Below are 21821 nucleotides of genomic sequence, written 5' to 3'. Positions count from 1 at the left end.
TTCACACCTTCTGCGTCGCCGCAAGAAAGCGTGATCCCTGTCCTATGGAGGTACTACCGGTCATCGGCCGGAAAGGAAACCGTTGGCAGGCGGGAACCTGCCGCGTCCTTGTGTTGACAAGCTGGACCGAAGCTTGAACATGCCTGGACGTAAATTGGACGTAACGTAAGCAGTGTCCGGAGGGGTGTCATGGCAATGCGCGCGGCTCGTGGTCTGTCGATTCTTTTTCTTCTCTATTTCGCCTCGGGCAGTGTCGCGCAAGCGGCCGAAGCGCGCCGGGTGGTGACATCGGAAAATTCCGATTATTTCGGCTTCGACCTCAGATCCGACCAGAATGTCAGCCTCGATCATTGTACGACGACATGTCTCGGCGATCCCGCCTGCCGCGCCTTCACCTACAACCCCAAGGCCAAATGGTGTTTTCTCAAATCCGATTTTAACACGCTGAAGCCCTTCAAGGGCGCCGTCGCCGGCAAGGTCGTCAACGTCGAAGGCGACCCCGATATCGGCGCGCCGCCGGAGCTCGCCTTCTTCCCCGCCTGGATGGCCGACCAGGCCCAGCAATACCGCAACAGGCTCACCGGCCCGGCCTACACCAAGCCCACCGAAGGGCTGACGGCGCTGCGGGAGGCGGCAAAGCAAGCGTCGCAGACCGGCGACCACCGCTTGGCCGTTCAAAAATACGAAGCTTTGGTTTCGGTATTGCCCGACGATGGCCAACTCTGGCTTGAACTGGCGCGGGAAACGCTTGCCGTGCAGCCGACCGCCAACAGCCCGGAGGCGTCGACCCTGCCGGCGAACGCCACCTCCGCCGGCTTCAACGCCTTCAAATTGCTGCGCACCACAAAAACGCGCGCCGAAGCGCTGGCACTGCTTGGCGACGGGCTCGATCGCCGCGACCTCGCTCGGCCGGCCCTGCAGGCCTACGAAGCGAGCCTCGCGCTGGTCAGTTCGCCTTGGGTCGCGGCCGCCTATCAGGACCTCAAGGCGCGCAAGGGCTTCCGCGTCGTCGATCACACGGTCGACGCCGACACCAGCGCGCCACGCATCTGCGCGCAGTTTTCAGAAGACCTGGTCAAGACCGGCGTCGACTATTCGCAATTCGTCACCGTCGACAACGCCGCGCCCAAGGGCGTCGAGGCCAAGGACAAGCAGATCTGCGTCGAAGGGCTCGAGCACGGCCAGCATTACGACGTGACCTTCCGCCCCGGCCTGCCGGCCGCCGTCGGCGAGGTGATCACCACCCCGGTGGTGCTGTCGATCTATGTGCAGGACCGCGCCCCGTCTGCCCGTTTCACCGGCGACAGCTTCGTGCTGCCGGCCGGCGCGCGCCGCGGCATCCCGGTCGTCACCGTCAACATGGGCGCCGCCGAAATGAAGCTTTATCGCATCGGCGACCGTTCTCTGACCCAGCTTCTGTCCGGCTACCAGTTCCTGCGCCAGCTTGACGGCTACGACATCTCCAACATTTCCGATCAGATGGGCGAACCCGTCTGGCAGGGCCAGCTCGACATCGCTAACGACCTGAACAAGGAAGTCACCACCTCCTTCCCGGTCGACGAAGCCCTGCCGCAGCGCAAACCCGGCGTCTATGTGCTGACCGCGCAACCGGTCGACAAGAACGACGACGACTATGATTCGCGCGCCACGCAATGGTTCGTCGTCTCCGATATCGGCCTGTCGACCTATACCGGACAGGATGGGTTGAACGTCTTTGCCCGTTCGCTCGGAACCGCCAAGCCGATATCAGGCGCTGAACTGACGCTGCTGGCCAGGAACAACGAGATCCTCGGCACCGCAACCACGGACGCGGAAGGCCGCGCCGTCTTCAACCCCGGACTGACGCGCGGCGACGGCGGCATGGTGCCGGCCGTACTGACAGCCAAGCAGGATGACAGCGACTTCGTCTTCCTCGACATGGGCCGCGCCGGCTTCGATCTTTCCGATCGCGGCGTCACCGGACGTCCGGCGCCAGGCGCGCTCGACGTCTATGCCTGGACCGAACGCGGCATCTACCGCGCCGGCGAGGACGTCCATGTCGCAGCACTTGCCCGCGATGGCGCCGCCAAGGCGGTCGAGAACCTGCCGCTGACCTTCATCTTCACCCGTCCCGACGGCGTCGAGAACCGCCGCATCGTCAGCGACGGCGCATCGGCCGGCGGCCATGCCGTCGACCTGCCGCTCGAACCCAACGCCATGCGCGGCACTTGGACGGTGGCGATCCACACCGACCCCAAGCAGGCGGCGGTCGCCAGCCAGATGTTCCTGGTCGAAGATTTCGTGCCGGATCGCATCGAGTTCGACCTGTCCTCCGACAAGCAGGAGATCGCGCAAGGCGAGACCGCCAACGTCACCGTCGACGGCCGCTTCCTTTATGGCGCGCCGGCCGCCGGGCTAGCGCTCGAAGGCGAGCTGACGCTGTCGACCACCCGCGACTGGGATCGCTTCAAGGGCTATTCCTTCGGCCTCGCCGACGAGCAGTCGGCGGAACCGTCGGTCACCCCGTTCACCGGCCTGCCGGTGGTCGGCGAGGACGGCAAGGCTACCTTCCCGGTTTCTGTCGACCAGTTGCCCTCGACCACCAAGCTGGTCGACGCCAAGGTTACGGTCAGGATGCGCGAGACCGGCGGCCGCGCCGTCGAGCGCTCGCTCAACATCGGCGTCCGGCCGCAGGGCCACATGATCGGCATCCGCCCGGATTTCGACGGCGACGAGGTGCCGCAAGGCGGCACGGCGAAGTTCAGCCTGATTGCCGTCGACACCGACGGCAAGCGCGAGGCGCTGCAGGGCGCTCAATGGTCGCTGGTCAAGGTCGAACGCAATTACCAATGGTACCGCTCGAGCAATTCCTGGAATTATGAGCCGGTCACTTTCACCAAGTCGGTGGCCAACGGCCAGGTCGACCTGACCGCTAACGGCGAGGCCACCGTGTCACTGCCGGTCGACTGGGGCCGCTATCGGCTCGAGATCGAGACCTCGGACCCGGAAGGCCCGGCGACCAGCTACGAATTCGACGCCGGCTGGTATGTCAGCTCCACCACCACCGAAACGCCCGATGGCCTCGAGATCGCCCTCGACAAGGACAATTACGCGGCGGGCGAAGTGGCCAAGCTCAAAGTATCGCCGCATTTTGCCGGCGAGCTGCTCGTCACCATCGGCGCCGACAAGCTCTTGAAGACCGTCACCGCCAGCGTGCCGGCCGGCGGCACCACCATCGACATCCCGGTCGGCGACGACTGGGGCGCCGGTGCCTATGTCACGGCAACGCTGTTCAGGCCGGGCGATGCGCAGGAAACCCGCATGCCGGCGCGCGCCATCGGCGTCAAATGGCTGAAGGTCGATCCGGGCTCCAAGAAGCTCGCCGTCAGCTTGACGCCGCCGGACAAGACCATGCCGCGCCAGCAGCTGTCGATCCCGGTTTCGGTGGCCGGCGTCCAGCCGGGCGCCAACGCCTATGTCATGGTAGCGGCCGTCGATGTCGGCATCCTCAACCTGACCAACTACAAGGCGCCGGATCCGGAGACCTGGTTCTTCGGCCAGCGCATGCTCGGCCTTGAAGTACGCGACCTCTACGGCCGCCTGATCGACGGCTCGCTGGGCACGACCGGCAAGCTGCGCAGCGGCGGCGACGGCGCCAACATCCAGTCGCAAGGCAGCCCGCCGACCGAAAAGCTGGTCGCCTTCTTCTCCGGTCCGGTCCAGCTCGACGCCGACGGCAAGGCGCGGATCGACTTCGACATCCCGCAGTTCAACGGCACCGTGCGCGTCATGGCCGTCGCCTGGACCAAGGACGGGGTCGGCCATGCCCAGTCCGACGTGATCGTGCGCGATCCGGTGGTGATCACCGCCGGCCTGCCGCGCTTCCTGGCGCCCGGCGATTCGGCCGTCATGCGGCTTGACGTCACCGACGCCGACGGTCCGGAGGGCGATTATGCGCTGTCGATAGATACCACCGGCGACCTTTCGACCGGCAATGCCGCCCTGCCCGAAAAGCTGACGCTGGCCAAGGGCAAGCGGCAAACGCTGACCGTGCCGCTGATCGCTGAGACGCCGGGCAACGCCTCGATCACCATCAAGCTCGCCCATGCCGACGGCACCGCCGTCGAGCAGACGCTCTATGTTCCGGTGCGCCCGGCGCAATTGCCGGTGACCACCCGCATGGTGGTCGACCTCAAGGGCAATGGCGGCTCGCTGCGCGTCGACAAGGAGCTGCTGGCGGCAAGCCTGCTCGACGGCGCTTCGGTCAGCGTCGGCGTTTCACAGGCGGCGGCCTTCGACGTGCCGTCGCTGCTGATGACGCTCGACCGCTACCCCTATGGCTGCGCCGAGCAAACCACCAGCCGCGCCATGCCGCTGCTCTATGTCAACGAGATGGCGTCGGGCATCGGCATGGCCAGCGACGCCGACCTGCACGGCCGCATCCAGGACGCCATCTACAAGGTGCTGAGCTATCAGGCCTCGGCCGGCAGCTTCGGCCTGTGGGGCCCGGGCTCAGGCGACCTGTGGCTCGACGCCTATGTCACCGACTTCCTGACCCGGGCGCGCGAGCAGAAATACGACGTGCCGGCCCTGGCGATGAACCAGGCGCTGAGCAATCTGCAAAACGCGATCGGCTATGACCAGGACGTCAAGGATCGCGGCAGCGAGATCGCCTATGCGCTCTATGTTCTGGCCCGCAACAAGAAGGCCTCGATCGGCGATCTGCGCTACTACGCCGACACCCAGCTCGAAGCCTTTACCAGCCCGATGGCCGTCGCCCAATTGGCGGCGGGCCTGGCGCTCTATGGCGACACGCAGCGCTCGGAAGCCACCTTCCAGGCCGCCCTGCAACTGGCCAATTCGACCTCCGCATACGACTACTACAGATCCGATTATGGCTCGCCGCTGCGTGACGGCGCGGCGATGCTGGCGCTTGCCGCCGAATCCAAGCCAGTGCCGGCGATCGTGCTGGCGCTGATCAAGCGGGTGACGCAGGAACGCGCCGCCGTCAGATGGACCAGCACGCAGGACGAGTCCTGGATGCTGCTGGCGACGCGTGCGCTGAAGGCCGGCAATGATGCGATCGCGCTGACCATCAATGGCGCGCCGCATGCCGGCGCCTATTCGGACCAGACCGCCGGCAGCGACATTGCCGACAGCCCGCTGACCGTCGCCAACACCGGCAGCAAGCCGCTGCAGGCGGTCGTCACCACGGTGGCCTCGCCGATCCAGCCGCTGCCGGCCGGCGGCGACGGCTTCACCATCGGTCGCACCTACTACAAGCTCGACGGCACCGAAGCCAATGTCACGCAGGCGACCCAGAACGAACGCTATGTCGTCGTGCTCAATATCTACGAGCAGAACAGATGGCCGTCGCGGCTGCTGATCACCGATCTGCTGCCTGCCGGCTTCGAGATCGACAATCCGGGCCTGGTTTCCAGCGCCCAGTTGTCGAATTTTTCCTGGCTGGCCCAGACCGACGCCGCCCATCTCGAATTCCGCGACGACCGTTTCGTCGCCGCCTTCAATCCGAACGATGGCGACGGCGACCGCAACATCACGCTCGCCTATGTCGTGCGTGCGGTGACGCCGGGCACCTATGCCCACCCGGCGGCAACCGTCGAGGACATGTACCGGCCGCAATATTCGGCCCGCACCGCCACCGGCATGATGGAGGTCAAAGCGCCGTAAGGCAAAGGATGGCGAACAGGAACATGGCGATGGCGCTGCCCCTCATTGCCCTGCCCGTCCTCCGCAGCAGCTGCGCTGCAGCTGCGGAGGGTGGACCGGACATTTCTCCCCGTATAGTGACGGGGAGAAAGAGGCCTGCGCCGAAGTTTTCGCCAATCTCGAACGCTGCAGAAACGCCGCCGTGGGCCATGACAGCCCCCTTCTCCCCGTCACCATACGGGGAGAACGTGCCGGCAGGCGGATGAGGGGCGGCACCGTGCTTTCCCGACAAATTTTGCGCCGTTCGGCCACCGCCGCCGCCTCCCTCGCCGGCTTCGCAGCAATCGCCGCTGCCACCCTCTGGCAGCTCGACCGCGCCTTTCCGCCGCCGCTGCCGGCGGCGCTGACGGTATCGACAGAAGTGCAGGACCGCGACGGCCAGCTGTTGCGGGCCTTCGCCACGCCGGACGGCTATTGGCGGCTCGTCACCCGCCTTGACCAGGTCGACAGACAGTTCGTCGACATGCTGGTGACTTACGAGGACAAGCGCTTTTGGGACCATCAAGGCGTCGATGTGCTGGCGCTGGCCCGCGCCGCCGGCCAGTTCGTGACCAATGGCCGTATCGTCTCCGGCGGCTCGACGCTGTCGATGCAGCTCGCCCGGCTGACCGAACCGCGCGACAGCCGCAGCCTCGGCTCCAAGCTCAAGCAGCTGCTGCGCTCCCTGCAGATCGAGCGGCGGCTCACCAAGCGCGAGATCCTCGAACGCTATTTGACGCTGGCGCCCTATGGCGGCAATCTCGAAGGCGTGCGCGCCGCCTCGCTGGCCTATTTCGGCAAGGAGCCGAAGCAGCTGACCGTCTCGGAGGCGGCCCTGCTCGTCGCGCTGCCGCAACTGCCGGAAAAGCGCCGGCCCGACCGCAACCTTTCAATCGCCCACGCCGCCCGCGACCGGGTGCTGACGCGCATGGTCTCGTCAGGCCTGCTCGGCGAGCGCGAGGCCGCACGTGCCGCGCTCGACGATGTTCCCGCCATCCGCCGCCCGCTGCCGGCACTTGCCGCCCACGCCGCTTATGCAGTGCTGCCAAGGGCCGTCGCGGGCCAGAAGCTGCGACTGACGATCCGCAAGAGCGTCCAGGAAGGGCTGGAACGGGTGGCCAGGGATGCCGCCGCCAGGCTCGGCCCTCGCCTGTCCGTCGCCATGGTGCTGGCCGACGCCCGCACCGGCGGCATCCTCGGCGAAGTCGGCTCTGCCGACTATTTCGACGCCAGCCGCTCGGGCTGGATCGACATGACCAGGGTTGTCCGCTCGCCCGGTTCGACGCTGAAGCCGTTTATCTACGGGCTCGCCTTCGAGCAGGGATTGGTGGCGCAGGAGACGCTGATCGACGACAGGCCAACGGATTTCTCCGGCTATCGGCCGAAGAATTTCGACATGGGCTATCAGGGCGACGTCAGCATTAGGCAAGCGCTGCAGCTGTCGCTCAACGTGCCGGCGATCAGTGTTCTCGACGCGGTCGGGCCGGCGCGGCTGCTCGCGCGCTTCCGGCAGGCCGGCGTCACGCCGATCCTGCCCGTTAACAAGGCGCCGGGTCTCGCCATCGGCCTTGGCGGCGTCGGCGTGACGCTGCGCGACCTCGTCCAGCTCTATGCCGGGCTCGCCAATGGCGGCAAGGCACACACGCTGCATGACGGCACCGAGCCGGCGAATGCCGAGCGCTCGACCGCTACCGTCCTCGACGATCAGGCGAACTGGCAGATCACCGACATATTGTCGGGCGTCAAGCCGCCCGAGGGCGCCGCCCAGCGCGGCATCGCCTACAAGACCGGCACCTCCTACGGCTACCGCGATGCCTGGTCGGTCGGCTTCGACGGGCGCTACGTACTGGGCGTCTGGGTCGGCCGTCCCGATGCCGGCGCGGTGCCCGGCCTGTCCGGCTATGTCTCGGCCGCACCGATCCTGTTCGAGGGCTTTGTCCGCTCCGGCCTGGTTGCCGTGCCGCTGCCAAGCCAGCCGGCCGGCGTCGCCAGACCCAGGCGCGACGATCTGCCGGTGACATTGGCGCGCTTCGGTTCTGGCGCCGACGGGCTGGTCCAGGCAACGCCGACCGAGCCCGCGCCGACGATCATCTTTCCGCCCGACGGCGCTCACGTCGATCTCGGCGCCACCGCCGCCGGCGCCACGCCACTGGTGCTGAAGCTGCAAGGCGGCCGCGCCCCGTTCCGCTGGCTGGCCAACGGCAAGCCGCTGGTCGGCATCGACCGGCGGCGCACCGCGACCTGGCAGCCGGACGGCGCCGGCTATTCGACCCTGACCGTGATCGACGCGGCCGGGCGTGCGGCCAGCGTGAAAGTGTTCGTTGAATAGAATGCGCCAAGCGATTCACGGAATTGGCTTCCACGAGGTCGGCGGGTAGCAGGATACTTGCCCATGCCTGTTCCGAGGCACCGAAGCGCGTCTTCCGCAAGGGCGCCGTCTCCTTGCCACTCTTTCGCCAGCCACCGCTCGCACCACATCCAGCCATTGCCGAGGAGCGACCTGCCTCTAGATAGATCGCTTCATGTGCTCGGATTCCGCATAGCGGCGTTGCGAGGAAAGAATTTTTTCGTGAGGCCGAAAGCCGGCGAAAAATTGCTTCAAAAGGGCGAAAAAAGCAACTTTGAATGCATCTAATTTCTACTAATTCGGTAGATTGAGGTGATCTCAACGGAGGCAGAAATGACCAATCCTCATTTCAGGAAACTGCTCGGCGCACTGGTCGCCACATCTGTCCAGTTCGGCACGCTCGGTTTCGCGTTTGCCGATACCACCATCCTCAACGTGTCGTATGACCCGACGCGTGAACTTTACAAGCAATTCGACGAGGCTTTTGCCGCCCACTGGAAGGCCGAGACCGGTGAGACGGTAACCGTCCAGCAGTCACATGGCGGGTCGGGCGCGCAGGCCCGCGCCGTGATCGACGGCCTCGACGCCGACGTGGTGACGCTGGCGCTCGAAGGCGACATCAACGCCATCGTCGAGAAATCGAAGAAGATCAATCCCGACTGGCGGACCAAATTCGAGAACAATTCGGCGCCCTACACCTCGACCATCGTCTTCCTCGTCCGCAAGGGCAATCCGAAAGGCATCAAGGACTGGGGCGATCTGGTCAAGGACGACGTCCAGGTGATCACGCCGAACCCCAAGACTTCGGGCGGCGCACGCTGGAACTATCTCGCCGCCTGGGCCTATGCCAACGCCAAGGATGGCGGCGACGACGCCAAGACGAAGGAATTCGTCGGCAATCTCTACGCGCATGTTCCAGTGCTCGATACCGGTGCGCGCGGTGCGACCGTGACCTTCGCGCAAAAAGGCTTGGGCGATGTGCTGCTGGCCTGGGAGAACGAGGCCTATCTGGCGCTCGACGAATTCGGCGCCGACAATTTCGATATCGTCTACCCGCCGACCTCGATCCTGGCTGAGCCGCCGGTCGCCGTGGTCGATGCCAATGTCGATGCCAAGGGCACGCGAAAAGTCGCCGAAGCCTATCTGAGCTACCTCTACTCCAAGGAAGGCCAGACGCTGATCGCCAAGAACCACTATCGCCCGTCGAAGCCGGATTTGGTACCGGCGGAGGACCTCGCCAAACTGCCGGAGATCAAGCTGATCACCATCGACGATCCGCTTTTTGGCGGTTGGAAGAAAGCACAGCCTTACCATTTCGGCGACGGTGGTATATTCGACCAGATCTACAAGCCGGCCCAGTAGACCCAGTTAGCTAGACTCTAGATCAGGACGATATGACCACAGCACCCGCCAAGGCGGGGTGGCGGTTCAGACAGCCGAGCGTCATTCCGGGTTTCGGATTGACGCTCGGCTTCTCGCTTGCCTACCTCACGCTCATCATTCTCATTCCCCTGTCGGGGCTGATCTGGCGATCGGCCGCGCTCGGCTGGGCCGATTTCTGGGCGATCGCCACCGACCGCCGCACCGTCAATGCGCTTGAAATCAGCTTCGGCACGGCCTTTATTGCCGCTTCCGTCAATGTCGTCTTCGGCACGATCGTCGCCTGGGTGCTGGTGCGCTACAACTTTCCTGGCCGCCGCATCGTGGATGCCATGGTCGACCTGCCCTTCGCACTGCCGACGGCGGTGGCCGGCATCGCGCTGACCACGCTCTACGCGCCGAATGGCTGGCTCGGCAGCCTGCTGGCGCCGCTCGGCATCAAGGTCGCCTACACGCCGCTCGGCATCGTTATAGCGCTGATCTTCATCGGCCTGCCCTTCGTCGTGCGCACTGTCCAGCCGATCATGGAGGAGATCGACAAGGAGGTGGAGGAAGTGGCCGCGACGCTCGGCGCCAATCGCTTCCAGACCATCGCCCGGGTTCTGCTTCCGGGCCTGGCGCCCGCGATCGTCACGGGTTTCGCGTTGGCTTTCGCACGCGGTGTCGGCGAGTACGGCTCCGTCATTTTCATCGCCGGCAATCTGCCCTACAAATCCGAGATCGCGCCGCTTCTGATCGTCATCCGGCTGGAGGAATATAATTATGCGGCAGCGACCGCGATCGCGGCAATCATGCTCGCTTTGTCGTTCGTGATGCTGCTGGTCATCAATCTGGTGCAGACGTGGAGCCGCAAGCGCTATGGCTGATCCGGAGATCAAATCCTACGCACCGCACCACGAAAGCCAGTCGGCGGCAGTGACCGAAAGCCGCCCGGCGAAAGCCGTGCTGATGATCGTGACCTTTGCCTTCCTCGGCATTTTCCTGCTCTTGCCGCTGATCGTCGTCTTCAACGAAGCCTTCGCAAAGGGCCTCAGCGCTTACACCGAGGCGCTGACCAACCCAGACACGCGCTCGGCGATCCATCTGACACTGCTGGTGGCGGCGATCTCGGTGCCACTCAACGTCGTCTTCGGCATCTCCGCCGCTTGGGCCATCGCCAAGTTCGAGTTCAAGGGCAAGGCCTTCCTTACCACGCTCATCGACCTGCCGTTTTCGGTCTCGCCGGTCATTTCCGGCCTGGTCTATGTGCTGTTGTTCGGCGCGCAGGGCCTGTTCGGTGCCTGGCTGAAGGCGCATGGCATCGTCATCCTGTTTGCCGTGCCGGGCATCGTGCTCGCTACCATCTTCGTCACCTTCCCCTTCGTCGCCCGCGAACTGATCCCCTTGATGCAGGAACAGGGCAATGGTGACGAGGAGGCAGCGCTGTCGCTCGGCGCCAATGGCTGGCAGGCTTTCTGGTACGTAACGCTGCCCAACGTCAAATGGGGGCTGCTCTACGGCGTGCTGCTGTGCAATGCCCGCGCCATGGGCGAGTTCGGCGCGGTCTCCGTCGTGTCGGGCCACATACGCGGACTGACCAACACCATGCCGCTGCATGTCGAAATCCTCTATAACGAGTACAATGCCGCAGCCGCCTTCGCCGTCGCTTCACTGCTTGCGGGCCTGGCGCTCGTCACGCTGGTCTTGAAAACACTTCTCGAGATGCGCTACGGCGCCGAGCTCGCCGCGACGCGCGGACACTAATGCATGTCGCCCAAAAGTGCGCAGCGGTTTTGGGATAACTACATGCATCGACAAAAAAGGGACGGTTGATGGAAGTTCGCGTTGCCAACGTGCGCAAGGAGTTTGAGCGGTTTCCGGCCCTCCACGACGTTTCGCTCGACATCAAGTCCGGCGAACTGATCGCGCTGCTCGGGCCTTCCGGCTCCGGCAAGACGACGCTGCTCAGGCTGATCGCCGGGCTGGAGCGGCCGACGAAAGGAAGGATCTTCTTTGGCGAGGAGGATGCGTCGCAAAAATCGATCCAGGAGCGCAATGTCGGCTTCGTTTTCCAGCATTATGCGCTGTTTCGCCATATGACGGTCGCCGACAATATCGGCTTCGGCTTAAAAGTTCGGCACGGGCCGTCACGGCCGTCGGCGCAGGAAATCCGCCGCCGGGCTTCAGAGCTTCTCGACCTCGTCCAGCTTTCCGGCTTGGAAAAGCGCTATCCGGCGCAGCTTTCGGGCGGCCAGCGCCAGCGCGTGGCGCTTGCCCGCGCGATGGCGATCGAACCGGCCGTGCTTTTGCTCGACGAGCCGTTCGGCGCGCTCGACGCCCAGGTCCGCCGCGAATTGCGCCGCTGGCTGCGCGACATCCACGACGCCACCGGCCACACCACGGTCTTTGTCACCCATGACCAGGAAGAAGCGCTCGAGCTTGCCGACCGCGTCGTGGTGATGAGCCAGGGCAGCATCGAGCAGGTCGGCACCGCCGACGAAATCTACGACACGCCGAACTCGCCCTTCGTCTACGGCTTCATCGGTGAATCGAGCGCGCTTCCCGTCAAGGTCGAGGACGGCCAGGTCTGGATCGCCGACCGCCCGATCGGGCTGTCCGCGCCGCAGGCACCGCGAGGCGAAGCAACGCTGTTCTTCCGCCCGCACGATGTCGACCTGGTGGACGAATGCAATGGCTGCATCGCCGGCACGGTCGCCGCCAGCCGCCGCGTCGCCGGCACCAGACGGGTCGAGCTCGAAATCGGCGGCGATCGCCAGCGGGTCGAGATCGAGCTGCCGGTCGACCATCCGGCGGCGCAAAAAAGCCGCGTGGCGTTCAGGCCGCGACGCTGGAAGCTTTTTCCGGCTGCTTGATCCTCTATCGGGCGCTACGCCAGCCAGTTCTCGACCTTCAGGCCTTTGATCCGGTTGGCGCTCACCAGGGTCGTGCCCAGTGCGTAGGCGTGGGCAGCAATAAAAAGGCCGTTTTGGCCAATGGTGGCCCTGCCCCGCCGGGTTTCGGACCATGTCGCTGATAATGTCGGTGTCCAGCGTGAACCGTATTAAAATAATTTCTCGGATTTGACAGGCATATCGTCGATCTTGGGGATGTCTTCCTCGGGACCGAGCGGCGGCTCTTGCGCCCATTGCGCGAGCAGCGCCGACAGGCCAGGTTTGCGGACCGGCTCGATGACCAAGCGATCGCCTTCACGGCTGATCAAGACCTTTTCGCCTGGAAGATCGAACTCGACAGGAATGCGCACCGCTTGGCTGCAATTGTTGCGGAACAGCTTCGCCTCTTTTGGTGGCGTTTTGGAATGGCGGTGCTGGGGCACGGCAATGGCTCCTTTGTATATGCAATGTAGATGCCAAACAGAGTCGCGATACAATCGTCTTGCCAACGGATAGGGACCGCTGCCCAGGTGTCCCTAAAGACTCTGCGTGAAAGAAAATCCTAACGACGGCCCGGAATGGGAACATTTTTCTAGCGGTGACGTGGCGAAGCTGTCCTACGTGTCTCGTCGCCCATCATGCCTTGCCGCTATGCTTCGGCAATAAGTGCATTGGAGTTCTGTTTCATGAAGCGATTTTTGCTTGGCGTCGCCACATTGGCCGGCCTGTTCCTCGCATCCTCCCAAGCGTGGTCGGCCGACAAATTGCTGAACGCGTCCTATGATGTCGGCCGCGAATTGTTTGCGCAGATAAACAAGGCCTTCGTCGCCGAGCATCCCGGCGTGACCGTCGACCAGTCGCATGCCGGGACGTCGGCGCAGGCGCGTGCCATCGCCGAAGGCCTCGGCGCCGATGTCGTCACCTTCAACCAGGTCCTCGATATCGATTTCCTGGTTTCGAAGGGTCTTGTCTCCGCCGACTGGCAAAAGGACTTCCCCGCCAACGCCTCGCCTTTCTATTCGCTGCCGTCTTTCCTGGTGCGCGCCGGCAATCCAAAGAACATCAAGGATTGGAACGATCTCGTGCGCGACGACGTCCAGGTGATCTTCCCCAACCCGAAAACGTCGGGCAATGCGCGCTACACCTATCTCGCGGCCACCGCCTACGCCAAGGAGGCCTTCAAGGGCGACGACGCCAAGGTGAAGGAATTCGTCACCAAGCTGTTCAACAACGTGCCGATCTTCGACTCAGGCGGGCGCGCCGCCACCACCACCTTCGTGCAGCGTGAGATCGGCGACGTGCTGATCACCTTCGAGTCGGAAACGCGCGGCGTCCGCAGGGAGTATGGCGATGACAAGTTCGAGCAGGTGACGCCTTCGGTCAGCCTGCTGGCGGAGTTTCCGGTGGCGATCGTCGACACGGTCGCCGACGAGCATGGCACGCGTGACCTCGCCAAGACCTATCTCGACTTCCTCTACACGCCGCAGGGCCAGGACATCGCCGCCCGCAACGGCCTGCGAGCCCGCGACGCGGCGGTCGCCGCCAAATACAAGGCCGAGTTCCCCGATGTCCGGCTGCTGACGGTGGAGGATGTCTTCGGCGGCTGGGACAAGATCCAGGCCGAGCATTTCGCAGCCGGCGGTCTGCTCGACCAGACCTATGGCAGCCGCTGAAGCAAGCGATCTTCGAACTGGATAAGAAGGCCGGCTTTTGCCGGCTTTCTTCGTTTTTACGCTCCGGACAGGTGATTTCCCGCACGTTCCCAGCGCGCCGTCCAAAACGTCACGAAGAATCAACGTGTTTGTGCCTACTGTACCATCGGACGGCTTGTTTCGCGAAACTGCATCGCGCGACCAAAACGTCATGATTTGCACACAAACAACCGCCAGATGCGGGCGGTTGGGGTTTCATGAACTGAATCGGGCATGCTTACCAAAAAAGGCAAATACGGCCTCAAGGCCCTCGTGCATCTGTCAGGCTTGCCGGTCGGCCAGCTGGCGTTCGTCAACGACATTGCGGTCGCCAACAACATCCCGAAGAAATTCCTGGATGCCATTCTGGGCGAATTGCGCAATGCCGGCTTCGTCCAGAGCCGCAAGGGCAAGGAAGGCGGCTATCGCCTCGCCCGCCCGGCCTCGGAGATCAAGATCGGCCATGTCGTGCGCGTCCTCGACGGGCCGCTGGCGCCGATCCCTTGCGCCAGCCGCACCCAATATCAGCGCTGCGAGGACTGCGACGAGGCGACATGCCAGGTCCGGAACATGATGCTGGAGGTGCGCCAGGCGATCGCCGAGGTGCTGGACAATCGCAGCCTCGCCGCCATGCGCGACGCCGACAATGACGATTTTCCAGTCGAGCTGACGTCGCAGATCTGATCAGGCGCCGCTGAGGCGGATCCGCGCCAGCCATCCGCTCATGAATTCGCCTCAAACAGGCCCAAGACGTCGGCGACAATGTCGGCGATCGGGCGCGTTGCATCGAGCGTCAATGCATTCTCGTCGGCTGCCGGCGCTTCGAGCGTGGCGAACTGGCTGTCGACCAGGCTTGCCGGCATGAAATGGCCCCGGCGGGAGCCGACACGCTGCTTTGCGGTCGCGGGATCGATTTCCAGATAGAGGAAAACGATGTCCTGGCAAAAACCGCGCAGACGCTCGCGGTAGCTGCGCTTCAGCGCCGAGCAGGCGGCGACGACGGCTTGCCCATCGCCGACCGATCCGGCAATGCGCCGGCCGATCGCGTCGAGCCAGCCTTCGCGCAATGCGTCGGTCAGCGGCTCACCGCTTGCCATGCGTGCGACGTTTTCCGGTGGATGCAACCTGTCGCCCTCGACGAAGACAGCGCCCAATTCCGCCGCCAGCGCTTCGCCGACAGCCGACTTGCCACAGCCGGCGACGCCCATCACCACGAGGGCCGGTGCGGGCCGAATGCGATCGCTCTGCATTTTTGCTATCTTTTCGTCCACGATGCGGATTAGCGGCTGGCCGGCGCGCGGCCGTAAAGCAGGAGCATGGCGACGATGACGACGCCATAGATGATCTGCCGCCCCGCCTCCGGCATCTGCATGACGGAAAGAATGGATTGCAAAAGTGTGATCAGGATAACGCCCGCGACCGTGCCGAGATAGGAGCCGCGGCCGCCGAGAATCGAGGTGCCGCCAAGCACCACCGCAGCGATCGACGGCAGGAGATAGGCGTCGCCCATCGACTGGGCCGCCTTGGAGGCATAGCCGGCCAGAAGCACGCCGCCAAAGGCGGAGAGCCCGCCGGAAACGGCGAAGGCGATCAGCACCACGCGCCGCGTGTCGATGCCGGAGAGGTAGGCGGCGCGCTCGCGGTTGCCGATGCCGTAGACCGTGCGGCCGAAGCCGGTGCGGGTCAGCACGAAAACCATCGCAGCACCGATCAGCGCCCAGATGACGACCGCATTGGGCACGCCCGGAATGGCAATGCCGGTCGCCAGAAAGCGCATCGCCCGGGTCGCCGAATCCTGCGGCGAGAAGCCGCCTGTATAGACCACCATCAGCCCTTGGGCGACGGCATTGGTGGCGAGCGTGATGATCATCGAGGGAATGCGCAGATAAGCAACGCCGATGCCGTTGACGATGCCGATCGCGACACCGCACAAAATGCCGAACGGAATCGCCAGCGCCACGCCGAGCGGGCCGTAGGCGGCGGCCGCACAGGCCATCATCGCGCCCGCCGCCACCGACCATGGCACCGACAGGTCGATCTGGCCGAGCAGGATGACCAGCATCATGCCGGTGGCGATGACGCCGAGAAACGAGGCCACTTTGAGCTGCTGCAGCAGATATTCCGGCGACAGGAAGCTGCGCGAATAGAGGCTGCCGACAAACAGCAGCAGCACGATGCAGGCAAAGGCGGTCAGCACCGCCGGATCGGCGCGGCGAATGAATTTCGGCATGCGGCCGGCGATGCCGCCGATGGTCGTTTCGCTCACAGGAACCACTCCAGCCGGTTGCGAACCCTGAACAGGGCGAAGGCGCCGAGGCTGACGGCGATCAGCAGGATGACGCCCTGGAACAGCGGCTGCCAGAGCGGATCGAAATCGAAGACGAAGAGCAGGTCGCCGATGGTGCGGAAGGCGAGCGCGCCGAAGATCGCGCCGATGGCGCTGCCCTTGCCGCCGAACAGCGAGACGCCGCCAAGCACCACGGCAGCGATCGAGAACAGCGTATAGGCATTGCCGCTGGCATAGGCCGCCTCGCCGGTATAGGTGAAGAAGGTCAGGAACAGCCCGCCGATCGCGGCCAGCAGGCCGGCCAGCGCATAGGCGGCGAACTTGCCGCGGCGGATCGGCACGCCGGACATGTAGGCCGCCATTTCCGACGATCCCGCAGCATAGGCCGCACGGCCGAGCACCGACCGGCTGAACGGCACCCAGACGACGAGCACGACGGCCAGCAGCGCCACCAGGCTCGCCGGCACCACGCCGAACAGCCGCCCGGTCAGGGCGTCGGCCAGATCCTCGTTGACCGAGCCGCCCGGGAACGGCCGAAGCAGCAGGGCGATGCCGAAATATACCGCGCCGGTGGCGATGGTGGTGACGATCGGCTGCAGCCTTCCGTAGATGACGATGGCGCCGTTGATCGCCCCGCACAGCAGCCCGGTGCCGAGCACCGCGACGACGCCGAACGCGGTTTCGATGCCGGTGCCGATGACCAGCCATGAGGCCAGGCAATTGGTCAGCAGAAAGATCATGCCGACGGAAAGGTCGATACCGGCGGTGATCACCACCAGCGTCTGCGCCATGGCGACGAAGGCGAGCAGCACACCCTTGTTCGAGGCCGTCTGCACGACGTTGGCGGTAAAGCCGGCCGGATGGTTCGAGGTGTAGATCGTAAACATCACGATGAAGATGCCGAACGCCAGCAGCGTTCCGCGTTGTTCGGCAAGCCAGTAGCGCCAGTCTTTCACGCGTCCGCTCCTCGGGCTGGCGTCTTCGCCATGCCTCTGGCAGGCGTCTCTTCGCCATGGATGTTGAGCGCGCTGGCGATCAGCGCCCGCTCGGTGATCTCGGCGCCGACGAGTTCGCGCTTGACCGCTCCGTCATAGAGCACCAGCACCCGGTCGCAGCAGCCGATCAACTCGTCATAGTCGGTCGAGTAAAACAGTATCGCCGCGCCTTGGTCGGCAAGCTTGCGCATTAGCTGATACAGTTCCTGTTTGGTGCCGACATCGATACCCCGCGTGGGGTCGTTGAGCAGGATGATGCGCGGCTGCCGCATCAGCCATTTGGCGATGACGACCTTCTGCTGGTTGCCGCCGGACAGCGCGCCGACCGGAATATCGAGACCTGCCGTTTTGATCGCCAGCAGAGCTACCATGTCGTCGATCAGCCGCTGCTCGGCGGCACGGTCGATGATGCCGGCCCTGGACAGCCGGTCGAGTGTTGCGAAGGAGAGGTTTTCGCGCACCGTCATCGGCAGCATCAGGCCTTCCGTCTTGCGGTCTTCCGGGATCAGGGCCATGCCGATCCGGTCACCGCGCGCCTTGGCCGGGCTGGCGATCGCCACCGGTTTGCCGTCGATCAATATCTGGCCGCTGAGGCCGCGCAGCACGCCGAAGAAGGCGAGCAGCAATTCGCGCTGGCCCTGGCCATCGAGACCGCCGAGGCCGACGACCTCGCCTGCGCCGACCGACAGCGAGATATTGTCCAGCCGGTCGGTCCAGGAAAGCTTGCGCGCCTCCAGCACGAGCGCGGCGGTGGCCGGCGCGCGCACCGGCTTCGGCGGGAAAATATGGCTGTATTCGCGGCCGATCATCAGCTCGACGACTTCATTGTCGCTCTTCGATCCAGCAGCATAACTGGCGACATTGCGGCCGTTGCGGAACACCGTGCACTGGTCGGCAAGCTCGGCGATCTCGTTCATTCGATGCGAGATGTAGAGCAGCGCCAGCCCTTCCGAGCGTAGCCGCTTCAAGACGCCGAAAATCTTGGCGACGTCGGCCGCGGTCAGCGCCGAGGTCGCCTCGTCGAGGATCAGGATGCGCGGCTTCCTGGCGAGTGCTTTGGCGATCTCGACCATCTGCCTTCTTGAAAGAGGAAGGTCTTTGACCAGCGCCAGCGGGTGGATATCGGCAGCGCCCGCGCGAGCCAGGGCTTCTTCCGCGATGCGTCGCTGCGCCTTACGGTCGATCATGCCGAAGCGTTTGGGCGGATCGGAAATGACGATGTTGTCGGAAACGCTGAGTTCGGGGACGAGCGACAGTTCCTGGAAAATGCAGACGATGCCGGCCTGGTTGGCCGCTGCCGGCGACGCGAAAGTCACCTCGCTTCCGTCCAGCATCATGCGGCCTTCGTCAGGCGCGACGACGCCGGCCATGACCTTGATCAGCGTCGATTTACCGGCGCCGTTCTCGCCGAGGATGGCGTGAATGCTGCCTGGTGTGACCGAAAGCTCGGCCTTTTCCAGCGCCCGCACACCGCCATAGCGCTTGGATATGCCCTCCATGCGGAAGAGCGGAACCGCACCGTCCATCGGCCCCTCCCAAGGCGCTTGTTCTTCGGGACCGGCGCCGTGGGATATCCCGCGGCGCCGTCAATCAGTCTATTGGTTTTCCTTGCTCTGGCCCATGATTTCCTGCGCGGTGAAATTGATGCCGCAGGTCGGGAAAGAGTTGCCGACGAAGAAATTGTCGGACTGGTCGGGGAAATAGTCCTCGCCTTCCTTAAAGTTCGGATCCTCGACGATTGCCAGCGGCAGTTTCACCGCTTGCGGGACGACTTGGCCCTCCAGCGCGGCAATCGCCGTCTTGATGGCGACCGCCACCTGGGCGGGACCGGTTCCGGCCGACGAGCACTTCAGCCCCTCTGCGGCAAACTTGGCGCAGAATTTGCGGAAGCCATTTTCCGTTTCGCCGCCGAATGGCACGAACGGATGCTTGGCGTCGATCATCGCCTGGACGATGCCGGTGTCGCCGCCCTGCCCGGTGACGCCATCGAAGGGACCGTTGGTGGCGATCGCGTCGGCCGTAGCCTTTTGCGCCACGCCATCGTCCCATTTGCCAACGACTTCGGTGACCTCCCACTTCTTGCCGGAAGCATCGAGGGTCTCATGAATGCCGTTGTGGCGGTCGGTGTCGACCGACGTACCGGCGACGCCACGCACTTCGAGGATCTTGCCGCCATTGGGAATATGCTTGATCAGCCAGTTGGCCCACAACTCGCCAAGGCCTTTCTGGTCGACATTGACGTTGATGGCGTCCTTGGTGTCGAGAATGTTGTCGAAGGCGACCAGCACGACCCCGGCTTGCTTGGCGCGTTTGATGACCGGCCCGAAAGCCGTTGGATTCTGCGCGTTGACGACGATCGCGTCATAACCGGAATCGATGAAGTTGTTGATCGCCGAAATCTGCGCCGGCACGTCTTCGCCGGTCGAAACGACCTTGAATTCTTTCAGTTTGGCTGCGACATCCGGCTGCGCCGCATAGGCCTTCGCCGTCTGCACCATCTGGATGCGCCAAGTGTTGGCGATATAGCCATTGGCGAGCGCGACGCGGTACGGGCCTTCCTTTTTGGGGAATTTGAAGAACTGCGTGTCGACGGCCCATGGCGCGAAGCATTCCGGCTCGGCGGATGGGCCTGCGACGATTTCTGGCTCGGCGAGCGCCGACGAACTCAGCATGACGAATGCAGTGGCGGCAACGATGCCACCAACAAGTGACTTGAACATCGATATTCCTCCCAGTTGCAGTTTTTGATTGTTCACGCGTCTCGCGCGTCCGGCCCGGCACCTCCCGCCTTGCCCGTCGCGCTTTATCAGGTGGCCGAATGCCGACCCGATCTCCTCCCTTGCCGCTCGGCAACCACAGTAAAAACTATCATATTATACATAATAAACAAGCATTAGCTGTCGATTATATATAATAAACAAACTAGCCCCATTGCCGTGAGTCTTTGCCAGAGATGGATGGTAGCGCTACCATGACGTTGTGTAAAGCGTCATTTCACTGCGTCTCGAAGGCAGGTCAGCGGGCCGTGCTCTCGCGGCGCTTGAGTTCGAAGCCGAGATCGACGACCGGCTCTTGCGGCCGCTTGCCTGCAATCGCCGCGAGCGCCATGGCGACTGACAGCCGGCCGATCTCATAGCGAGGCGTCCGGACGCTAGTGACAGAGGGGAAAGCCACTTCCATCATGTCGAGATCGTTGAAGCCTGTGATGCCGATCGTCTTCGGCACGGCGATCGAGGCGCGGTGGCACTCGAACAGAGCGCCGAGCGCGATGTCGTCATTGTTGCAGAAAGCCCCGTCCAGCGTCGGCATCTTAGCCAGCGCGTCGCGAAACAATCCGCGCCCGAGCGTCACGCTGGACGGCACTGGCGTGGTGGTAACAAGCCGCGCGTCGAACAGGCCAGCTGCCTCCATCGCCGCGCGATAACCGGCCAGACGCCGCTGCGAGCGCGGGTCCATGCGCGCGCCGATGAAGCCGATGCGGCGATAGCCCGCTTCGATCATGTGCTCAGTCGCCGCCTTGCCGCCGTCGAAATGCGAGAAGCCGACCATCATGTCGACCGGATCGGGCCCGGTTTCCATGACCTGCACCACTGGGCAGCCGGCCGTCTCGAGCAGTCTTCGCGAAATTGGCGTCTGGTCGATGCCCGCCACGATCAGCGCCGCCGGGCGCTGCGGGCCGAACACCTGCAGCAGCCGCTCCTCCTCGAGGCCGGAATAATGGGTGTTGCCGAGCTGGATACGGTAGGAGCTGTCCGACAGACTGTCATAAATGCCGCGCAGCACTTCGGCAAAGACGCTGTTGGTGAGCGACGGCACCAGCACGCCAAAGACCTCGGCACGCGCCGATGCCAACGCTCGCGCATTCGGGTCGGGCAGATAGCCGAGCTCATCGACAGCCGCCTGGATCTGGCGGCGCAGATCCTCCGAAACGCGCCCCGGCTCGCGCAAGGCGCGGGAGACGGTGATGGCGCCGACGCCGGCCTTGCGCGCGACATCGGCGATCGTCGGACGGCCGCCGCCACGGCGCGAGCGCGGTTTGGTCATAGCCTTGTCCCGCACGCGGCGCCTTCGCCGAAGCGCGGCCACGAAATGCTGTTCAGCGTCTTTGCCACTTCGCCATGCCACCCAGAGATTATAGCTGCCGCGCACCCCGACTGGCGTCGCGCAGCCTTAGCCCATTGTCAAGCGAACGGGCCAGGACAGCTATCCCGAACTCGGCTAGCGCCACAGTTTGAATTTCGGCTTTGGGTGGTGAGCGGCGTCTTGTAGTCCACCGTGCTCAGGCTTCTACGCCGTGCGTCCTCCGCTGCGCCACCTCATGGCATAGGGCAACGCGAACAAGTAGAGACCGCTGAGCATGAGCAAGGCGAGCGGGATCAGCGGCATGAGGTATACCCAGTAGGCGGGCGCGACACCTACGCCCAAAGTGATGAAGATGGCGACGACGACCGCCGTAAAAATGATCGACAGCCAGCGGTGGAATTGCCGGATCCAAATGTTCCAGTTCATTGGGGACCTCCTCTGAAGACGAGCCGCACGACCCGCTTGGCGGCGGCCTTTTTG

16 protein-coding genes and 1 pseudogene are annotated in these 21821 nt (G+C 64.1%); 8 read left to right on the top strand and 9 right to left on the bottom strand.

The features are described 5' to 3' along the window. Window positions 1-189 precede the first annotated feature (189 nt). From NMG80_RS31250 to NMG80_RS31225, 6 genes are all read left to right on the top strand, one after another. Entirely contained in the window at window positions 190-5670 is a 5481-nt protein-coding gene (locus NMG80_RS31250; protein WP_254021690.1) for an alpha-2-macroglobulin family protein, read from the top strand. A 241-nt stretch (window positions 5671-5911) separates the two neighbouring features. Continuing rightward, the gene (gene pbpC / locus NMG80_RS31245; RefSeq protein WP_254021689.1) at window positions 5912-8017 is read left to right on the top strand and encodes a penicillin-binding protein 1C; all 2106 of its coding nucleotides are present in this window, start codon (window positions 5912-5914) and stop codon (window positions 8015-8017) included. Between the two features lie 351 nt (window positions 8018-8368). After that, a complete protein-coding gene (locus NMG80_RS31240; RefSeq protein ID WP_254021688.1) occupies window positions 8369-9397 on the top strand; it encodes a sulfate ABC transporter substrate-binding protein in 1029 nt (342 codons plus the stop codon). 32 nt (window positions 9398-9429) lie between these two features. Next, window positions 9430-10281 (top strand): sulfate ABC transporter permease subunit CysT, encoded by an 852-nt coding sequence (cysT, locus tag NMG80_RS31235; RefSeq protein WP_254021687.1) that lies wholly within the window; start codon window positions 9430-9432, stop codon window positions 10279-10281. Then, window positions 10274-11158: a sulfate ABC transporter permease subunit CysW gene (cysW, locus tag NMG80_RS31230; protein WP_254021686.1), complete on the top strand. Its 885-nt coding sequence runs from the start codon at window positions 10274-10276 to the stop codon at window positions 11156-11158. Before cysT ends, cysW begins: the two co-directional genes overlap by 8 nt. A gap of 68 nt (window positions 11159-11226) precedes the next feature. Further along, window positions 11227-12267: a sulfate/molybdate ABC transporter ATP-binding protein gene (locus tag NMG80_RS31225; RefSeq protein WP_254021685.1), complete on the top strand. Its 1041-nt coding sequence runs from the start codon at window positions 11227-11229 to the stop codon at window positions 12265-12267. A gap of 14 nt (window positions 12268-12281) precedes the next feature. Here NMG80_RS31225 and NMG80_RS31220 read toward each other — a convergent pair. Together NMG80_RS31220 and NMG80_RS31215 are read right to left on the bottom strand one after the other, a co-directional pair. Next, window positions 12282-12392 (bottom strand): annotated as a pseudogene (locus NMG80_RS31220) (type II toxin-antitoxin system VapC family toxin); the annotation flags it as partial. A 63-nt stretch (window positions 12393-12455) separates the two neighbouring features. After that, entirely contained in the window at window positions 12456-12728 is a 273-nt protein-coding gene (locus tag NMG80_RS31215) for an antitoxin (protein WP_254021966.1), read from the bottom strand. Between the two features lie 243 nt (window positions 12729-12971). Between NMG80_RS31215 and NMG80_RS31210 the strand changes: the two genes are divergently transcribed. Together NMG80_RS31210 and NMG80_RS31205 are read left to right on the top strand one after the other, a co-directional pair. Further along, entirely contained in the window at window positions 12972-13958 is a 987-nt protein-coding gene (locus tag NMG80_RS31210) for a sulfate ABC transporter substrate-binding protein (protein WP_254021684.1), read from the top strand. 252 nt (window positions 13959-14210) lie between these two features. Further along, window positions 14211-14660 carry an RrF2 family transcriptional regulator gene (locus NMG80_RS31205; RefSeq protein WP_029351604.1) on the top strand — a complete coding sequence of 150 codons (450 nt, stop codon included), beginning with the start codon at window positions 14211-14213 and terminating at the stop codon, window positions 14658-14660. A gap of 38 nt (window positions 14661-14698) precedes the next feature. On the opposite strand, the gene NMG80_RS31200 is transcribed toward NMG80_RS31205, so the two are convergent. The 7 genes from NMG80_RS31200 to NMG80_RS31170 form a co-directional block, all read right to left on the bottom strand. Continuing rightward, window positions 14699-15226, bottom strand: a complete 528-nt coding sequence (locus NMG80_RS31200; RefSeq protein ID WP_254021683.1) for a gluconokinase — start codon at window positions 15224-15226, stop codon at window positions 14699-14701. Window positions 15227-15255: 29 nt separating this feature from the next. Further along, window positions 15256-16242 (bottom strand): ABC transporter permease, encoded by a 987-nt coding sequence (locus tag NMG80_RS31195; protein ID WP_254021682.1) that lies wholly within the window; start codon window positions 16240-16242, stop codon window positions 15256-15258. Next, window positions 16239-17219 (bottom strand): ABC transporter permease, encoded by a 981-nt coding sequence (locus tag NMG80_RS31190; protein ID WP_192363664.1) that lies wholly within the window; start codon window positions 17217-17219, stop codon window positions 16239-16241. The genes NMG80_RS31195 and NMG80_RS31190 overlap by 4 nt, the downstream gene beginning before the upstream one ends. Continuing rightward, window positions 17216-18784 carry a sugar ABC transporter ATP-binding protein gene (locus NMG80_RS31185; RefSeq protein ID WP_254021681.1) on the bottom strand — a complete coding sequence of 523 codons (1569 nt, stop codon included), beginning with the start codon at window positions 18782-18784 and terminating at the stop codon, window positions 17216-17218. The genes NMG80_RS31190 and NMG80_RS31185 overlap by 4 nt, the downstream gene beginning before the upstream one ends. A 69-nt stretch (window positions 18785-18853) precedes the next feature. Next, window positions 18854-19978: a sugar ABC transporter substrate-binding protein gene (locus tag NMG80_RS31180; protein WP_254021680.1), complete on the bottom strand. Its 1125-nt coding sequence runs from the start codon at window positions 19976-19978 to the stop codon at window positions 18854-18856. Between the two features lie 295 nt (window positions 19979-20273). Beyond that, complete coding sequence (gene gntR / locus NMG80_RS31175; RefSeq protein ID WP_254021679.1) at window positions 20274-21302, bottom strand: HTH-type transcriptional regulator GntR; 1029 nt, start codon at window positions 21300-21302, stop codon at window positions 20274-20276. A gap of 243 nt (window positions 21303-21545) precedes the next feature. Continuing rightward, entirely contained in the window at window positions 21546-21767 is a 222-nt protein-coding gene (locus NMG80_RS31170) for a hypothetical protein (RefSeq protein WP_254021678.1), read from the bottom strand. Window positions 21768-21821 lie beyond the last annotated feature (54 nt).

Source organism: Mesorhizobium escarrei (assembly GCF_935825525.1).
Taxonomy (GTDB): domain Bacteria; phylum Pseudomonadota; class Alphaproteobacteria; order Rhizobiales; family Rhizobiaceae; genus Mesorhizobium; species Mesorhizobium escarrei.
The sequence above is the reverse complement of the archived record's forward strand: the minus strand, read 5'-3'. Positions and strand labels throughout refer to the sequence as shown.

Coding starts and splice junctions, on each gene's coding strand:
- NMG80_RS31180 (WP_254021680.1), bottom strand. CDS start 19,978: ATGTTCAAGTCACTTGTTGGTGGCATCGTTGCCGCCACTGCATTCGTC.
- NMG80_RS31205 (WP_029351604.1), top strand. CDS start 14,211: ATGCTTACCAAAAAAGGCAAATACGGCCTCAAGGCCCTCGTGCATCTG.
- pbpC (WP_254021689.1), top strand. CDS start 5,912: ATGAGGGGCGGCACCGTGCTTTCCCGACAAATTTTGCGCCGTTCGGCC.
- NMG80_RS31240 (WP_254021688.1), top strand. CDS start 8,369: ATGACCAATCCTCATTTCAGGAAACTGCTCGGCGCACTGGTCGCCACA.
- NMG80_RS31170 (WP_254021678.1), bottom strand. CDS start 21,767: ATGAACTGGAACATTTGGATCCGGCAATTCCACCGCTGGCTGTCGATC.
- cysW (WP_254021686.1), top strand. CDS start 10,274: ATGGCTGATCCGGAGATCAAATCCTACGCACCGCACCACGAAAGCCAG.
- NMG80_RS31210 (WP_254021684.1), top strand. CDS start 12,972: ATGAAGCGATTTTTGCTTGGCGTCGCCACATTGGCCGGCCTGTTCCTC.
- NMG80_RS31185 (WP_254021681.1), bottom strand. CDS start 18,784: ATGGACGGTGCGGTTCCGCTCTTCCGCATGGAGGGCATATCCAAGCGC.
- cysT (WP_254021687.1), top strand. CDS start 9,430: ATGACCACAGCACCCGCCAAGGCGGGGTGGCGGTTCAGACAGCCGAGC.
- NMG80_RS31250 (WP_254021690.1), top strand. CDS start 190: ATGGCAATGCGCGCGGCTCGTGGTCTGTCGATTCTTTTTCTTCTCTAT.
- NMG80_RS31200 (WP_254021683.1), bottom strand. CDS start 15,226: ATGCAGAGCGATCGCATTCGGCCCGCACCGGCCCTCGTGGTGATGGGC.
- gntR (WP_254021679.1), bottom strand. CDS start 21,302: ATGACCAAACCGCGCTCGCGCCGTGGCGGCGGCCGTCCGACGATCGCC.
- NMG80_RS31225 (WP_254021685.1), top strand. CDS start 11,227: ATGGAAGTTCGCGTTGCCAACGTGCGCAAGGAGTTTGAGCGGTTTCCG.